Origin of the sequence: Paenibacillus sp. J14 (assembly GCF_000518465.1) — a bacterium.
Taxonomy (GTDB): Bacteria; Bacillota; Bacilli; order Paenibacillales; family Paenibacillaceae; genus Fontibacillus; species Fontibacillus barengoltzii.
Map to the genome: position 1 here is coordinate 32,976 of NZ_JADQ01000027.1, position 14,492 is coordinate 47,467.

12 protein-coding genes are annotated in these 14,492 nt (G+C 52.7%); 4 read left to right on the forward strand and 8 right to left on the reverse strand.

Annotated features, from left to right (window positions below; genetic code table 11):
* Positions 1–47 precede the first annotated feature (47 nt).
* The 4 genes from M891_RS0112090 to M891_RS0112105 form a co-directional block, all read right to left on the reverse strand.
* Positions 48–1,199, reverse strand: a complete 1,152-nt coding sequence (locus tag M891_RS0112090) for a winged helix-turn-helix domain-containing protein (protein ID WP_028539025.1) — start codon at positions 1,197–1,199, stop codon at positions 48–50.
* A 132-nt stretch (positions 1,200–1,331) separates the two neighbouring features.
* Positions 1,332–4,565: a hypothetical protein gene (locus M891_RS0112095; protein ID WP_028539026.1), complete on the reverse strand. Its 3,234-nt coding sequence runs from the start codon at positions 4,563–4,565 to the stop codon at positions 1,332–1,334.
* 36 nt (positions 4,566–4,601) lie between these two features.
* Positions 4,602–5,945, reverse strand: coding sequence for a glycoside hydrolase family 30 protein (locus M891_RS0112100; RefSeq protein WP_028539027.1), 1,344 nt, complete (start codon positions 5,943–5,945; stop codon positions 4,602–4,604).
* A 158-nt stretch (positions 5,946–6,103) separates the two neighbouring features.
* A complete protein-coding gene (locus tag M891_RS0112105; protein ID WP_016313217.1) occupies positions 6,104–7,108 on the reverse strand; it encodes a LacI family DNA-binding transcriptional regulator in 1,005 nt (334 codons plus the stop codon).
* A 247-nt stretch (positions 7,109–7,355) separates the two neighbouring features.
* Between M891_RS0112105 and M891_RS23820 the strand changes: the two genes are divergently transcribed.
* Positions 7,356–7,652 carry a hypothetical protein gene (locus M891_RS23820; protein ID WP_036700272.1) on the forward strand — a complete coding sequence of 99 codons (297 nt, stop codon included), beginning with the start codon at positions 7,356–7,358 and terminating at the stop codon, positions 7,650–7,652.
* Between the two features lie 58 nt (positions 7,653–7,710).
* On the opposite strand, the gene M891_RS0112115 is transcribed toward M891_RS23820, so the two are convergent.
* Complete coding sequence (locus M891_RS0112115; RefSeq protein WP_028539028.1) at positions 7,711–8,166, reverse strand: methyl-accepting chemotaxis protein; 456 nt, start codon at positions 8,164–8,166, stop codon at positions 7,711–7,713.
* A gap of 311 nt (positions 8,167–8,477) precedes the next feature.
* A complete protein-coding gene (locus M891_RS0112120; protein ID WP_028539029.1) occupies positions 8,478–9,542 on the reverse strand; it encodes a GGDEF domain-containing protein in 1,065 nt (354 codons plus the stop codon).
* Positions 9,543–9,734: 192 nt separating this feature from the next.
* Here M891_RS0112120 and M891_RS0112125 point away from each other — a divergent pair, with 192 nt between their 5' ends.
* Positions 9,735–10,493 (forward strand): threonine/serine exporter family protein, encoded by a 759-nt coding sequence (locus M891_RS0112125; RefSeq protein ID WP_016313221.1) that lies wholly within the window; start codon positions 9,735–9,737, stop codon positions 10,491–10,493.
* Positions 10,494–10,521: 28 nt separating this feature from the next.
* A complete protein-coding gene (locus tag M891_RS0112130; RefSeq protein WP_036700281.1) occupies positions 10,522–10,971 on the forward strand; it encodes a threonine/serine exporter family protein in 450 nt (149 codons plus the stop codon).
* Between the two features lie 23 nt (positions 10,972–10,994).
* On the opposite strand, the gene M891_RS0112135 is transcribed toward M891_RS0112130, so the two are convergent.
* Complete coding sequence (locus M891_RS0112135) at positions 10,995–11,855, reverse strand: GNAT family N-acetyltransferase (protein ID WP_028539032.1); 861 nt, start codon at positions 11,853–11,855, stop codon at positions 10,995–10,997.
* A 229-nt stretch (positions 11,856–12,084) separates the two neighbouring features.
* Here M891_RS0112135 and M891_RS0112140 point away from each other — a divergent pair, with 229 nt between their 5' ends.
* Positions 12,085–13,008, forward strand: coding sequence for an AEC family transporter (locus M891_RS0112140; RefSeq protein ID WP_028539033.1), 924 nt, complete (start codon positions 12,085–12,087; stop codon positions 13,006–13,008).
* Positions 13,009–13,069: 61 nt separating this feature from the next.
* Here the strand turns inward: M891_RS0112140 and M891_RS0112145 are convergent, their stop codons facing one another.
* The gene (locus M891_RS0112145) at positions 13,070–14,401 is read right to left on the reverse strand and encodes an extracellular solute-binding protein (RefSeq protein ID WP_028539034.1); all 1,332 of its coding nucleotides are present in this window, start codon (positions 14,399–14,401) and stop codon (positions 13,070–13,072) included.
* Positions 14,402–14,492: the final 91 nt, after the last annotated feature.

The following is a 14,492-nucleotide window of genomic DNA, read 5'->3' on the forward strand; positions in this document are numbered from 1 at the left end:
CAATGTAGCGGAGGAATGTCAGAAGAATATCAGAGCAACTTTCTGGATCAACCTAACTGTTCACGGATGACCGCATCGAGCCCAGCCGACAAGCGGGTGACGCCTATCCGATCCAGTTCCAGGTTGTATAATTCCAGGTATTTTTGCTGCAACGCTAAGGGGGGCGGGAACATGGCGAAAACATTCACGATTCGGTATAGGGAGTGTAATCGAAGCGGCACGAAGCCAGACCGATCCAGCACCGTCAGCCCTTCGTCCAGCTGCTTTTCCGCCTCCGTCGATTCCCCTTTCCGCTGTAGCCACAACCCTTTTACCACCCTATAACTGCCGATCTCTCTTAAGAAGGGTTTCTCGTTCAACATCCCATTTTCTACGGCATCCGCCAACTTCGCAATTTGGGGCTCCGGTGATCCTGCCACCACATGAGCCAGCAGCTCAGCGATCGTGATTTGCGGGATGAAGCTGTCATATTTCAACTCCGCGATGACGCGATAGCTGAAGCTCACGCGTTCCAGCGCTTTGTTCGGCTTACCAGCCAGCGTATAGACGTCCAAAATCGTCAGAATCTCCATCTCCCTATGATAAGGGGGCGGCAGCAACTTCAGGGCAAGCACGCGCTCGCATACCGGCAAGGTCTGCTCCGGACTCTTTGTCAAGCAGAAGAACACCAGCAAGTAGAACAAGCGGTCCCTCAAAGGGGCTTCGCTCTTATTTAAGAGCCAGTCCAAATCGCCTTGAACGAACTGAATGTACTCCGAGTAGAACGGGTCCAGTTGATAACCCAGCACATCCTGTTGGCGCGCCAGCGTCAGCATCGAACGCCCCTGGCCATAGAGCTGGTATTTACTGAATAGGGCTCGCATCGTCTCATGCAGCTCCGGATCCGCCAAGGTTGGAATGACTCCCTCTGCGGGATGGGGAACCGGCAGCACCAGGCTGTAGCCTAAGCCTCGAATGGTCCTGATCTCCAGCCCATGGATAGGCTTTAGCTTTTTACGAAGCCGGTAGATATGGTCGTCCACCGTACGTTCGACCGGGTATTCCAGAGGCCATACCTTATCCAGCAGTTGCTCTCGGGTAAATGTCCGGCCAACGTTACGGTACAAGAATTGAAACAGCGCGAACTCTTTCGGTAACAGCTCCACCGTAAAACCCTCCGCGGTAATCTCGAATCGTTCGCTGTTGATGTCTAGATGCATCGCTTGTTCCTGCCTTCCCCGTAAATGATGACCTAATTATATCATCTACACGCATAAAAAAGACGCCGGACAAACGCAAGGCATCGCTGCCTGCACTCATCCGGAGTCTCCTTGAACCTAGATGATCTCCCGCTAGACTAAATCTGCTTCAATTCGCCGCACCTTGCCGCTGCGAACCTCCTCAGCGATCTCGCCGTCGATTACGGAGCCGTCAATCGCAAGCTCCGTTCCATCGTGCTTCTGCACCACCAACCGGCGAATCGCTGCAGCATCCGGGCCATAGGTATCCTTCTTCTGCGGGTTACGATAGACGACCTCCGTCGTGCCCAAGAAGCGGAAGGATACCTCGCCTTGCGCATCAAAGAGCCAACCGGGCAGGCGCGGATTCAGCGCAAGCCGGAGCTTGCCTTCATGCAGGCGGAAGATCCGTTTCCCCGCCATCATCGTCATCCACATGCTGAGGAACTCGGCGGTGGATCCGCTAAGCCGGGCGACATACCCGCGGCCATGGGTATCCGGATCCGGATTTACGCTCGTCGCGATAAAGGAGGAGTTCTCCAGCGTGCTGCGGCCATACACTGCCGGATCGAGGAACGGAATTAACGAGGTGCGAAGCTCGGAGAAGAACTCCTCGGTCAAACCGCTCTTAAGCAGCGCCAGTAAGTACTTATAGCTCATATGCAGGAACACCGATTCCCGTTCCAGCCACCCCGGCGTAAAGGCGCGAATGCGGCCGATCTCATGGGTCTCCGTATCTAGGCTGACGGAGGTTTTATACATTTGAAGCTGGGTGTCGAACAAGTCGCTGCGGCGAATTTGCTCATAAGTCCGCTTGGCTTCGTTAGGGTCCTCAACCGTCTTCAACCATCGAGCAGGACCTTCCAGGAAATGCGGCAGCGGGCGCACTGTAAATTTCTTCACGACCGCCTTCGGCAGACCGTATCCGCTGATCACCGGGTTTCCTTGGGCATCGGTCACCGGCTCAAATTCCGCCGCTTCGTAGGCGAAATACGTAGGTGTCACGCCGCCGCCCAGTCGGATCGCCTCCCGGATGCCGCGCTCGATCTGCTCCAGCATGCGATCCGCCAGCCGTCCGATCGCCTGAAGCTCCAGCGGAGATTCCGTCCCGCTGATCCCGAAACGAATAGCATCCCGGTATTTCTCACGCGCCGTCGTCACCTGATCCCAATAGTCAAACGCCTCCAGGCTCCCTGCCAAACGCGCTTCCAGCAGCCTTTCCACTTCGCTGAGCAGCGCAGCAACTTCCTCGGGCACTTGCACGACTAGGTCGTTGCCAGCGGCTACAGCTTCAGTACAAACTTCCTGAACGAACTTCAGCAGCCGCTTTAACTCAAAGGTTTCGCTCATCCCCGAGCCAAACAGCCCAGGCAAGCCGTTCATCGCATCGTTCCATCCCGGCTTGTTCGCTTCCATCTCCACGCCCATGCCAAACGGATCTAAGGTGGCAAATTTGACCAGTCCCAGCGACAACAGCTTGACGAACAAGGTCGTTCGGTAAATTTCACCGCGGCCGTGTTCGGTTTTTAGCCAGTTGGTGCTCTTGAGTGTCAGGCCGAATTGGGCCATCTTCTCTTCATCGTGCACCAGCGAGCCGTATTGGCGTACTTTACCACCGCTGATGACATATTTCTCACTGCGCGGCAGGACGCGGGCCGGACTGTCGAAGTACGTATACTCCCGTTCTCCAAACAGCAGCTGTTCTTTACGATCTGGAAAAATATCAAGATAACTGTCAATCAAGTCCATATTGTAAGTCCAATGGTCCGTCCAGTAGCCTTCTCCAAAAGAGGCTTCAATTTGCTGTTCAGCGAGCGACAGCACGCCGGTCAACAGCTCATTCTCCTGTACAAACAGCCTTACGCCACGATGATTCACGAGCGAAATCAGCTTGCCCGGAGTAAACGATCCCAAGCACAGAGCAGCCAGCTCCTCTCGATGATCGGCCGCCGCCTTCTCCAGGAAGGCGGATAGCTCTGCCGCCCGTTCAGCCGGAACCCGGAAGGTAGTGCCTTCCACGCCCAGCGGATTATAACCATCTGCCTGTATCAGGCTGAAGAACGTGCGGATATTAAACGTTCCAACCCGAGGATTAAAATAGACATCGTTGCGCCGGTTTTGGTTGGCATCGCGGAAATTGCCGTTGCCCTGCGAATAATATTCCGGCGCGATCGAGAAGAAGTTGTAGTCCCGCTCCAGATCCCCGTGCTTCCGGGAATACAAGTGAACCACGAACCCTTCCCGGCCATTCTCGAAAATAAACGGATACCCGCCGCGCAGAAAATTGTCCAGATAGCTCTGCCGGCAGTAAGCATCAAACAGCGGCAGAGCTGTTTTCGTGGCGATGTCTGCGGTCAAATCCTCGGTTAACTGGCTTGCCTCCGCATGCTTGTGGGAAATGTAAGCCGGGTTGGCAATCTCGGCCGCTTTGCGATTTAACCGTTCCACGCTTTCGATATGCCCGATCAACGTGTAAATGTGGCGGCTTTCGCCGGGGGCAAACTCGGCAGCAAATGCCGAAAATCCGCAAGGTACCTTATTGGTACAATACTGCGGTGCCGCCGTTAATGCGGCCAGCGGCTGCTCGGCAAAACGGTCGGGATACGCCAGCGACGTATTATCGCCGAAAATCACCGCAAAGTCGGCTATCGTCTGCAGCAGCTTCCCGTCTTCTCCAAAAGTGAGGTAGAAATGTCCGCTTTGCACCTCGCTCACTTCGGCCTCATCATGGGTGCTGGAACGGACCCGATAGAACGGAATCCCATTCTCGATATTGTCGACCTCCATCCAGCTGCGCAGCAAATTCCCGATTTCCTTGTAGCCGGCGTTCTCTACCCCGTACGGAAGAATCTCCGGCATCCCATCCAGCATTTCTAGCTGCACCGGCGTTCCGGAAATATTCGTAACCTCTACCTGACGGGCCAGTGCCGCATAATCATCATTAGGAACCTGAAAATAACTCACCTTCACCCGCAGCCCCTGCGCTTCATGGGTTTCCTCAATCGTCAGCTCATTGGTCAAAATGTGCATACGGCGAACGGCTGACGCATCAGGGAAGGCACTTTGGAACGGCTCATAGATCCCCGCTTTCCCTGCGGTTTTGATAAACGTCCGGAAGCCTTTCATCGCAACCGATTGATACGTAATGCTGGCCGGGGAGAATTCCATGATTGGGCTGTTTTTGTCCCGGATCCCGAAGCTGCAGACCGCTTGCCCCCGGTTCACATAAAACGTCCACATTGGAATCCCCTTCAAGCCGGCAAGGCCGGGAAGGAAGCTGGAGAACGGCTTGGCCCGGTCAAACTGCTCGATCACGAACGCCTTTCCCTCAAAAGAATAATTCGACATAAGGACTATCCCTCCGTTCATTAAATAAGGATGTAACTAGCCTTGGATGATATATGTCGCAATCGAATGCGCCGGCAACGTTTCGCTTGCAGCCTCACCGCCGAGCTCCAGGGCAAACGGCTGCGCTACATCACTTTCGTTCTGCACGACAACCGTAATGCTGCCGTCTGGATTACGGAACGCAGTAGCCAGCAAGTCCGGAGCTTGGGCTTCCAAGCCGATGCGGGTAGCTCCCGGTTTGATATATTTACTGAAATGCCCGATGTAGTAGTACGAGCTGTTGTAGTGAAGGGTATCGGTTGTCGTATCCGCGATGATGGGCGCATCACACAGGTTGCCTACATGGTTCGGACCGCCCGTTTCATCCAGCACCAAATTCCAATCCAAGAACCCTTCGTTCCAATGGTTCAAGTCACCGATAATGTTCCGGCCGTAGCGTTCGCCGGTGAACCACTGGCCAAGCTTTACGCCGCCTTCCTGGCAGCCTTCCGTGAACAGAAGATGCTTGTCGGGGAACAGCTCATGCACTTTGCCAACGTTCTCGAACGCTTCGCTGACGTACCAGTGGAAGCCGGTGCCCCATACGTATTTCGCCGCTTCGGGATCGCTCAGTACGGCAGAGGCACGCTCAACCATAATATCCCGATTGTGGTCCCAGATGAGAATATGGACGTCCGACAGGCCTTCCCGGTGCATCACCGGACCCAGGTAATCGCGTACGAAATCACGTTCTTCCTCGCCACTGTAAATACAGGAATCCCAGGTTTGCACCGCCGCCGGTTCATTTTGTACCGTGATGCCCCAGATCGGGATGCCAGCCTCGCGATAAGCTTTGATGAACTTCGTATAATACAACGCCCACACCTCGCGATATTCCGGCTTCAGCTGGCCGCCGTGATTCATATCGCCGTTCGTTTTCATCCAAGCCGGAGGGCTCCAAGGAGAGGCCAGCATGGTGATGTTCTCCCCGGCAACTTTCGCCGCATCATGAACGAACGGGATCACCCATTTGTGATCGCGGGAAATATCGAACGTTTTCAGCTCCACGTCGCCATCCTCGATATACGTGTAGTTCTCCAGCGCGAAGTCGCAGCTGTGGATGTGCACGCGACCCAGCGTATATCCCAGCCCCTCCTGCGGATCGAAATACTTGCGGATCACTTCTTCCCGCTTCTGCGGGCTGATCCGAGACAACGTATAAGCGGCCGCTTCGGTGAACGCACCGCCAAATCCCATCACCGTTTGGTAGGTCTGCTCCGGCAGAACCTTCAGCTTCTGTTCCGTGCCAGCTGCTGCGCTGGATTGAACCGCCACTTCCCCTTGCGGCTGCAAGCGGTCGGCGGAATCACGCGAAGTGAGCACTTTCACCCATTTTGCCATCGTAATCCTCTCCTTGGTTTTTGATTTGGTGTTTCTGTAATCGATTTCAAAATCAACAAGAGCAGTACCGGAAAAGCGCGCCGATCTTCAATAAATCGAAGACATACAAGGAACGAAACCGGTTTCGATCTCTTGTAAAAAAATAGAGGCCGAGCGGTTTACAGCGATCGGCAAGAATCGCGAATAACCAGCTCTACCGGGATGACGCCTTGTTGCACGTCTTCCCCGCCTTCTATCGAATAGATTAACATGTCAGCCGCCCTGCTGCCAAGTACATCTGTATTTTGTCGTACCGTCGTTAACGCAGGAGTTAGATATTTCGCCATTTCTATATCGTCAAAACCTAGCAGCGAAATATCTTCAGGCACGCGCAAACCGTGCCGCTTGATCGCTATCATGGCCCCGACTGCCAAATTGTCGCCGGCTGCAAACACAGCTGTTGGCCGCTCGTCCGCCTGCAATAGCTCCTCCATCGCTTTGCTGCCGCTCTCTACGGTATAGTCGTAGCTTCCTTGTACGATATGCTGCGGATGAATCGTCAGCCCTAGCTCTTGCATCGCTTGCCGAAATCCGTTTAACCGCTGCTCACCAGCGAAGGTTGGACCGCCGCCGATATGCGCGATCTTCCGGTGACCCAGGGAATGCAAATATTTCACGGCCTGACGGGCGCCTTCTATATTGTCCGAGTACACCGTACTCTTGACGGAAGATTCCTGATCCAACAGCACGCAAGGAATATCCGACTCGAGCAACTCCTGATAATACGGATCGGTGGCATCCGGCAGCACCACAACCACGCCGTCAATGCCGCGGATTTTACAGTGTTCCAGATAGCTGCTTTTCTTGCCGCCGATATCCTTAGAAAGAAACATCAGATCGTATCCCTTGGAAGTAGCCACCCGCTTGAAGCCTTCGATCACACCGCCAAAAAACGGATGCAGGATACCCGCACCGGAAGGCTCAATAAACAGCACGCCAATCGTCCAAGAGCGTTTGGTGGTCAGCGAACGGGCGTGAGCATTGGGCAAGTAGCCAAGCTCGTCCGCAGCATCTAAAATTTTGCGGCGCGTCTTCTCACTGACATCGGAATATCCATTAAACACCTTAGATACGGTCGTAGGCGAAAAGCCGGTCTTTTGTGCAATATCATAGATCGTGATCAACGTTCTCATCTCCTCTGCCCGGATCCAAGCAGAGCTCGAAACCGGATTCACAGGCCATTGTAGCCGCAGGGGCGCTGGAAGTCAACCATATCAAGCGTTATGAGTCCTATTGGTCAGAAAAAAAATCACAAGGCTCAGGAATGTCCTGAACCTTGTGATTGAGTTAAGTTTGCCGGATTTGCTGAATTATTTTGGGGCAAACTTTTGGGGGAATCACAACTTTGAATAGGAAAGGCGCTGATCTGACATGGACGGTATCCACAAAAACTCCGCGGACTTCGAATATGAACGTTACAAGCTGCTGAAGGAGTATCGCCCGGAAAATGACATTCCCTTCGATGACTTGCTCCCGCACGATACGCGGATTGTCCAAGGCATCAGTGAACCTGAAGCTACGTTCGACAGCGAAGATGATCCGCTTCCTGATGTGCCCGATGCGGACGCGATTCAGAAGGACAGTCCCGTCGACCCGGTCGCTCCCGATCCAGATGCCATGCACGGCACCGATTTACTTAACGGCTTTGATGGCGACGAAACCGAATAAACCACACAACGTAAGAAGCCTTCCATGTCCTATGGAAGGCTTCTTCAACCTAATCACGTTAATCTTTATAAACTTTAAACTTACTTACCAGAGCCTGCAGCTGTTCAGCCATCCGGCTTAAATCCGCCGAGGAGGAAGAGATTTCCTCCACAGACGCCAGCTGTTCTTCTGCCGCTGCAGAGATCGTTTGGGTGCTGCCCGCAGTCTGCTCCGAAAGCATGCGAATTTGCTCAATCGCATCTCGGGCGGCCTCACTTTCCCCTGCAACCTCCTGCATCGTGGCAGCAGCAGCTTCGACGGCTTCCGCCGCATTCATCACCGACTGGCTGATCGCAATAAACGATTGTCCCGACAAATCAACGGCTTCCCGGCCTTCGGTTACTTTATGCTGAATGTCGATCATTGCAGCCACCGCATGATTCATCTCGTCCTGAATACGGGTGATCAATTCGCGGATTTGGTCCGCCGAATGGCTTGAGCCTTCGGCCAGCTTGCGAATTTCGCTCGAGCCCAAGTTCGTTCACGAAATAATCCAGATCCGATCCTACGCTCTCAATCTCATTTGTGATCAACGAATTTGCCGTTGACACGCTTTCTGCCGCGCTGTACATGATCTCCTCTTCGATGTAATCACTTGCTTTCCAATAGGTTGTACTTGAGATCACCAGGCTCGGAACTAGCAGGATGATCACAAACGTGATGATGAGCTTTTGACGAATGGAAAATGATAACTGTCGACTCACGATGATATGCCCCCTAAAATCGCTTCAATAGTCATTGGAATCCGCCTTGAACAGGTAAGGTAATGCTTACTTAGCGCATGGTCTATGTCACGTATACCCGGTTTCGTCCTGCCTCCTTCGCTCGATAAAGTGCCTGATCTGCCTTGAGGAATAACTCCACCTCATCAACATTCGGATAGGTTGCACTTCCTCCCGAGATCGTTAGCTTTAATTTCTCCCCATCCGGCAAAACAAAAAGATGGTTCTCCACATTGCGGCGCAATCGTTCGGCAATCACTTTGATTTGGTCCGCATCGCAACGATCTACCAAAATCACGAATTCCTCGCCGCCCTTGCGGGCAATGTGGTCTCGCTGCGAGAACGTCTCTCGCATTACATCAGCGATTTGCAGCAGTACAGCATCGCCCGCCAGGTGACCATATTGATCATTGACACGCTTGAAGTGGTCAATGTCGATGATTAGCAGGGTGAACGGAATGTTGTCGCGCTGGGCGGCGGCGATTTTTTGTTCCATTTTCTTTGCAAAAGCCCGAGAATTGTATAAGCTCGTCAAGAAATCTCGGTTCGCCGCTTCCCTCATCTTACGAATGGAGTCGTCCTTGTTCCGGAGATAATGCAGGATGGAAAATGCGATTACACCCGCAATAAAGAACAAAGGCAAATATAACCCCATCTCCAAATAGGGAAAGCCGTCGTACAGAATCCAAGCGATCACCACCATACTCGCCGAACTTAACCCAAGCACCAGGAAGAGACGCGGCATCGTTGTCTTTTCCTTGCGCAAGAAGAGAACCCCAATGAGAAACGTCACAGGCGAATTCAAGGCAGCAATCACAGCGTGCGTTCCGAACTCATGCAGAAACAACCGATAAATCATGATCAACAGCGTCGTAATCGCTCCCGAAATGCCGCCTCCTAAATAAACGGAGATCAGGATGGGCAACTGCCTGAAATCGACCACTATATGCCTGGAGATCTGAAAATGGTAATGCATCAGAAGCACGCCCAACAGCCCAGAAACAATGCCCAGTGCGAGCCGTGTCCCTAACGCCTTTTGCAGGCGTTCGGTTAAGGCGCTTTTTACTATATGTCCAAAAAGGATTCCCGTCGTCAGCAGTGTTAAATTATTCAGTAAGCTTTGCAGCATCAAATGTTCCTCTCAGGTGTATATAAAGCATTATGTAAGTAGTGCTAGCATAACATATTAAAGCGACAAAAATAAGATATTTCTACTATTTTTCGATTTTATTCGACATCTTTAGACACCTTCTGTCGACTGCGTTTTTCTGCCCTGCGGGTCATGATATAATGACGTCAGATTGTTGAAAGGGTGACGGTAATGAATGACATGGCTGCGGTCCAAGGACAGGAGCCTGTACAGGTGTGTCTATTGGCGGGAAAAATCATGCTTCAGAGCGGAGCGGAAACGTATCGCGTGGAGGATACGATGACTCGGATGGCCGATGCACTGGGACTCTCCGGCTCGCATAGTTATGTGACCCCGACGGGGATCGTCTTTCAATCCGGCGAAACGGAATCTGCCAAGCTGATCCGCATCGTGGAGCGGACGACCGACCTGCAGAAAGTGTCTGCAGTGAACGACATCTCCCGGAAGCTGCACAGCGGGGATATCACAGCAGCAGAAGCTCATGCCTTGCTCCGCGAGATTGAGTCGGAGAAGCACGCTTATCCGATGCCGCTGCAAATGGCGGCTGCGGCCTTGTCCAGCGGCTGCTTCACCTTGATGTTCCGCGGCCAGGCGGAAGATTTCCTGCCAGGCTTATTGTGCGGCGGAGTAGGATTTGCCGCGTATTTGCTGTTCCATCGGCTGGTGAAGGTGAAATTTTTCGCCGAGTTTACCGCAGCACTGATCATCGGTCTGTTGGCCACGGGGTTCGTGCAGATATCGCTAGGCCGGGACTTGGATAAAATCATTATCGGTTCGGTGATGCCGCTCGTGCCGGGACTGCTGATCACCAATGCAGTCCGGGACCTGATGGCTGGACATCTCGTGTCCGGGTTATCCCGGGGAGCGGAGGCTTTTCTTACCGCCTTTGCCATTGGAGCCGGAATTGCCGTCGTCTTCACTTTGATTTAAATCGCACTTAAAGGGGACCTATCGTCCAATGTACATACTCGTTCATCTGCTAATTAGTTTTATCGCTTCAGGGGCTTTTGGCATCCTCTTCAACGCCCCCAAACGAACACTGCTCCAATGCGGCCTGTCCGGTATGCTTGGCTGGCTCGTCTACATCCTGCTGGAGCCAAGGATGGAGAGCGTATTTTCAACCGTTGCGGCTACGTTCTTGGTTGGCGTCTTGAGCCAGCTGTTTGCCCGCGTTTACAAGAAGCCGGTCATTATCTTCAGCGTAGCGGGGATTATCCCTTTGGTTCCGGGCGGGCTCGCGTATGATGCGATGCGGCGGTTCGTGGAGAATGAATACAATTTGGCTGTGGAGCTCGCCGCCAAGGCCTTCCTCCTATCCGGTTCGATCGCGATAGGGCTTGTCTTGTCTGAGGTGCTCGGCCAGCTCTTAATTCGGCGAATCCCGCGGCGTTCCGCAAGCGGACGCTGAAACCTGAAAACGGCGCTAACCGCTTATCGCGGCAGCGCCGTTTTCATCCAGAACGTGTTCATATACACCAGCTCAAACCCGCACTTCAACATGTTCGCATGGCTAGCCGAAGCAAATTCCACATCGGTGTAAACCCGTTTCAGTCCGAGCTTCCTCGCCGTTTGCAGCCGGTACCGAATCAGCGATGTTTGGATACCGCGATTCCGGTACGCCGGGAACGTATAATCGTTGGCTAAATACCCGGTATCGCCGCGCACAAACAAAGAACCCATTCCTGCCGGCTCCCCTCCAAGAGATGCAACGTAATTTCGAAAATCGTCCCGATAGTAATACCGGATCTTCCGCTTCACCATTCCTTCGTCCAGCGATGAACCGTCCCCGCCGCGTGATCGCTCGATCAACTGGATAAAAGCAAGAGCCTCTGCTTCGTTAGAGACCCGAGCCATGTGAATTCCTTCCCTCGATTGAGCTCGTTCCGAAGACTCTAATCCAAGGTTTTCCTTATCGAACTCATGCTTGAGAAAAGCGAGCTGAAGCCTCGGCACGAAGCCTTTAGCGGCCAACGCCTCCGCCACTTCGCTGGTTTGCCGGCCCGGGCTCAGGTCAAAGCAAGGATCGATACCAGAGGCAGCATACTTCCCAAGAATCTCCGGCAGCCGCTCCAAATCGGCAGGGCCAAAGCCAATCACACGATTGTAATAACTGGATAACGGGGACAACTCGTCCAACAGCAGCGTCGTCCCGCCGATTTGTGTCACTGTAAAATGAGATTCCTTCAAATACAAAGAACGTTCGTTATTAAACTTCGTCATCTCCATCTCCAGTTGAATCAATCGTTCCACATCGCGAAGAACAGGATGAGGCTGTCTGGAAGGAGTCATCATAGGCGCTTTCTCCTTTTCACGTTCTCACTTCATTCATTTTGTATACAAGTCTTTTATTATCCACTCAAGCAGGTGCTATGATAACCTACCTGCAGCAGCAGATCAATTTGCATCTTCTACACAGCGGCAGGCGTGATATAATAACTAGCGACTGCCATTAAACGGTATTCGATTCCAGATCCGCGTCTAATTCTAGATTAGCGCATCAGAAAGAAGTGAACAGCAAGAGATGATCGGCGAGATTGTATTAGATGTCGTTTTGCCTATTTTTATCCTCATTGGATTAGGCGCCTTGATGCAACGCGCCTTTAAGCTTGATTTGTATACACTGGCCAAAATCAACTTCTACTTCGTGACACCTGCCGTCGTCTTCGTCAGCATGTACGAATCGGAGATGTCCGCCGAGCTGCTGGGAAGCGTGACAGCATTTTACGTTTTGTACGTCCTGCTGCTCTATGGGGTCAGCCGGCTCGTTAGCTGGCGTCTGAAGTTTAGACCTGGCATGCGGGCCGCCTTCACCAACAGCTTGATCCTCGACAACTCCGGCAATTACGGATTGCCGATTAATCAGCTGGCCTTTAAAGGTGATCCGTTGGCTACTTCCGTTCAAGCGCTGGTCATGACGTTCCAAAGCCTGGTCACGTTCACCTACGGCGTGATGTCCGTGCAACGGGCCAAATCCGGCGGTACGCTGAAGGCCGCGTTGATCGGGTTTCTCAAGATGCCCGTACCTTACGCCTTGGTGCTTGGGATGGCGCTGCACTTGCTTCAATGGCCGATTCCTTATTTTGTATCTAAGCCGCTTGGCTACATCGCCGACTCGATGGTAGCCATCGCCCTGCTGACGCTTGGCGCTCAAATTGTCAAATATCCGCTGCGGCTCGACCGGATTGATGTCTATGTGAGCGTCGTTCTGCGTCTGTTGATTGGCCCGGCAATCGGGTTCATCTTGGTATGGGTGCTGAACCTCAAAGGAATTCCCGCCCAAGCCCTGCTGATCGCTTCCGGCATGCCTACCGGTGTCAACAGCACCATCCTGGCGGAGGAGTACGACAATGAACCGGATTTCGCCTCTCAAACCGTGCTGATTTCCACACTGCTGAACATCATTACGATAACGGCGCTGATCTCCCTATCTAAATACGTCGGCTAGTCCCCAAAAATAAGAACCTTGCGCCAATTGGCGGAAGGTTCTTGCTTTAAGCCCGGATTCTTTATTCATCTTGCTGCAATGCGGCTTCATGCTCCTTCACGAATTGCTCCGGCGTCACCGCTTTACCGAACAAGGCTTGGATCATATTTAAATGCGTCTGGGCCGCGTTCCATTTCATTTGCACGTCGGCAAATAAGGTCAGGTTGCTGGCCTTGTTCAGCTCATCCAACAGATCGATGTAGAGCTTGGGTAAATCCGAAGCTGTCGTATCCACCTTGGTTGCCGGAACGACCCCGGCCGTGCTAACCGACTCAGCTCCCCACTTACTAATGAAATATTCCACGAACTCCTTCGCTTCGTCTTTGACCTTGGAGTTTTCCGCAACGAACAACCCAACCCCCGGTCCGCCTACCCAGCTATTAATGTCCCCATTACCGCCGGTGAAGGTTGGGAATTTGAAGAACCCAACATTGTCTTTAAATTGCTGAGGGACGTCCGGATTACTTGTAAAGTTAGGCACCTCCCAGGTTCCCGCCAAGAACATGGCGGCCTGTTCTTTGATGAAGACCATTTTACCTTCTTCATTAGACAAGCCGTTAAAGCCTTTATTAAAAGCGTTCATATCCACCAGCTTCTGAATTTCAGCCGCCGCCTGAATCAACGCTGGATTCTCGAAGCTGCCCGTGCGATCGATGGCCTGCTTCAGCGTTTCCGGTCCGCCGATCCGGTCGGCCAGGTACATATACCAGATCGAGCCCGTCCAACGATCCCGGTTCCCCAGCGCGATGGGGGTGACCCCTTTGATGTTCAGCGTGTGAATCACGTCCAGGAACTGATCGTAGGTCTGCGGCACTTCCAAATTGTATTTATCAAAAATTGCCTTATTATAATAAATCGGTGAGATGTTCAGTTCGATCGGCAAGCCGTACGTTTTGCCCTGTACCGCATAGGCATCAGTGGCCCCCGGTACGAATTGGTCCTTCAAACCGCGTTCCAACACATCATCAAGCGGGGCAAACAGATCTCCCTTCACGTAAGGGTCCATGAAACCCGCCGCCCAAGTGACACCAACGTCAGGCAGTTCGTTCGCCGCAGACAGTATTTTTAGTTTGTTTTTGTATTGCTCATTTTCCATCACTTCTTGCTGTATGGTGATATTCGGATGCTCGGATTGATATTGGTCAATGATCTCATTTACCAGTTTATTTTGCTGCGGAGAGGAACCTGCCGGCCACAGATGCATGAATTGGATCGTGACCTTCGCACTGGCCGCCGATGCTTCATGGTCATCCGCCCCGCCCCCTCCTGCCACCTTGTCGCCTACGCAACCGGTAAGTCCCAACAACAGGAGAAGCGCAATCCACAGAATGGATGCTGTTTTCTGGTTGGACATGCTTTAGCCCCCTAATTATCTCGGCTATTCGTGTAACCGCTTCAATCCAAGTTTATCACGTTGATGATTCCGCTTCCATAGCACGCGAAGC

Excerpts from the sequence above, each read along its gene's own strand:
- M891_RS0112090 (WP_028539025.1), bottom strand. The coding sequence starts at position 1,199 with ATGCATCTAGACATCAACAGCGAACGATTCGAGATTACCGCGGAGGGT.
- M891_RS0112095 (WP_028539026.1), bottom strand. The coding sequence starts at position 4,565 with ATGTCGAATTATTCTTTTGAGGGAAAGGCGTTCGTGATCGAGCAGTTT.
- M891_RS0112100 (WP_028539027.1), bottom strand. The coding sequence starts at position 5,945 with ATGGCAAAATGGGTGAAAGTGCTCACTTCGCGTGATTCCGCCGACCGC.
- M891_RS23820 (WP_036700272.1), top strand. The coding sequence starts at position 7,356 with ATGGACGGTATCCACAAAAACTCCGCGGACTTCGAATATGAACGTTAC.
- M891_RS0112120 (WP_028539029.1), bottom strand. The coding sequence starts at position 9,542 with ATGCTGCAAAGCTTACTGAATAATTTAACACTGCTGACGACGGGAATC.
- M891_RS0112125 (WP_016313221.1), top strand. The coding sequence starts at position 9,735 with ATGAATGACATGGCTGCGGTCCAAGGACAGGAGCCTGTACAGGTGTGT.
- M891_RS0112130 (WP_036700281.1), top strand. The coding sequence starts at position 10,522 with ATGTACATACTCGTTCATCTGCTAATTAGTTTTATCGCTTCAGGGGCT.
- M891_RS0112135 (WP_028539032.1), bottom strand. The coding sequence starts at position 11,855 with ATGATGACTCCTTCCAGACAGCCTCATCCTGTTCTTCGCGATGTGGAA.
- M891_RS0112140 (WP_028539033.1), top strand. The coding sequence starts at position 12,085 with ATGATCGGCGAGATTGTATTAGATGTCGTTTTGCCTATTTTTATCCTC.
- M891_RS0112145 (WP_028539034.1), bottom strand. The coding sequence starts at position 14,401 with ATGTCCAACCAGAAAACAGCATCCATTCTGTGGATTGCGCTTCTCCTG.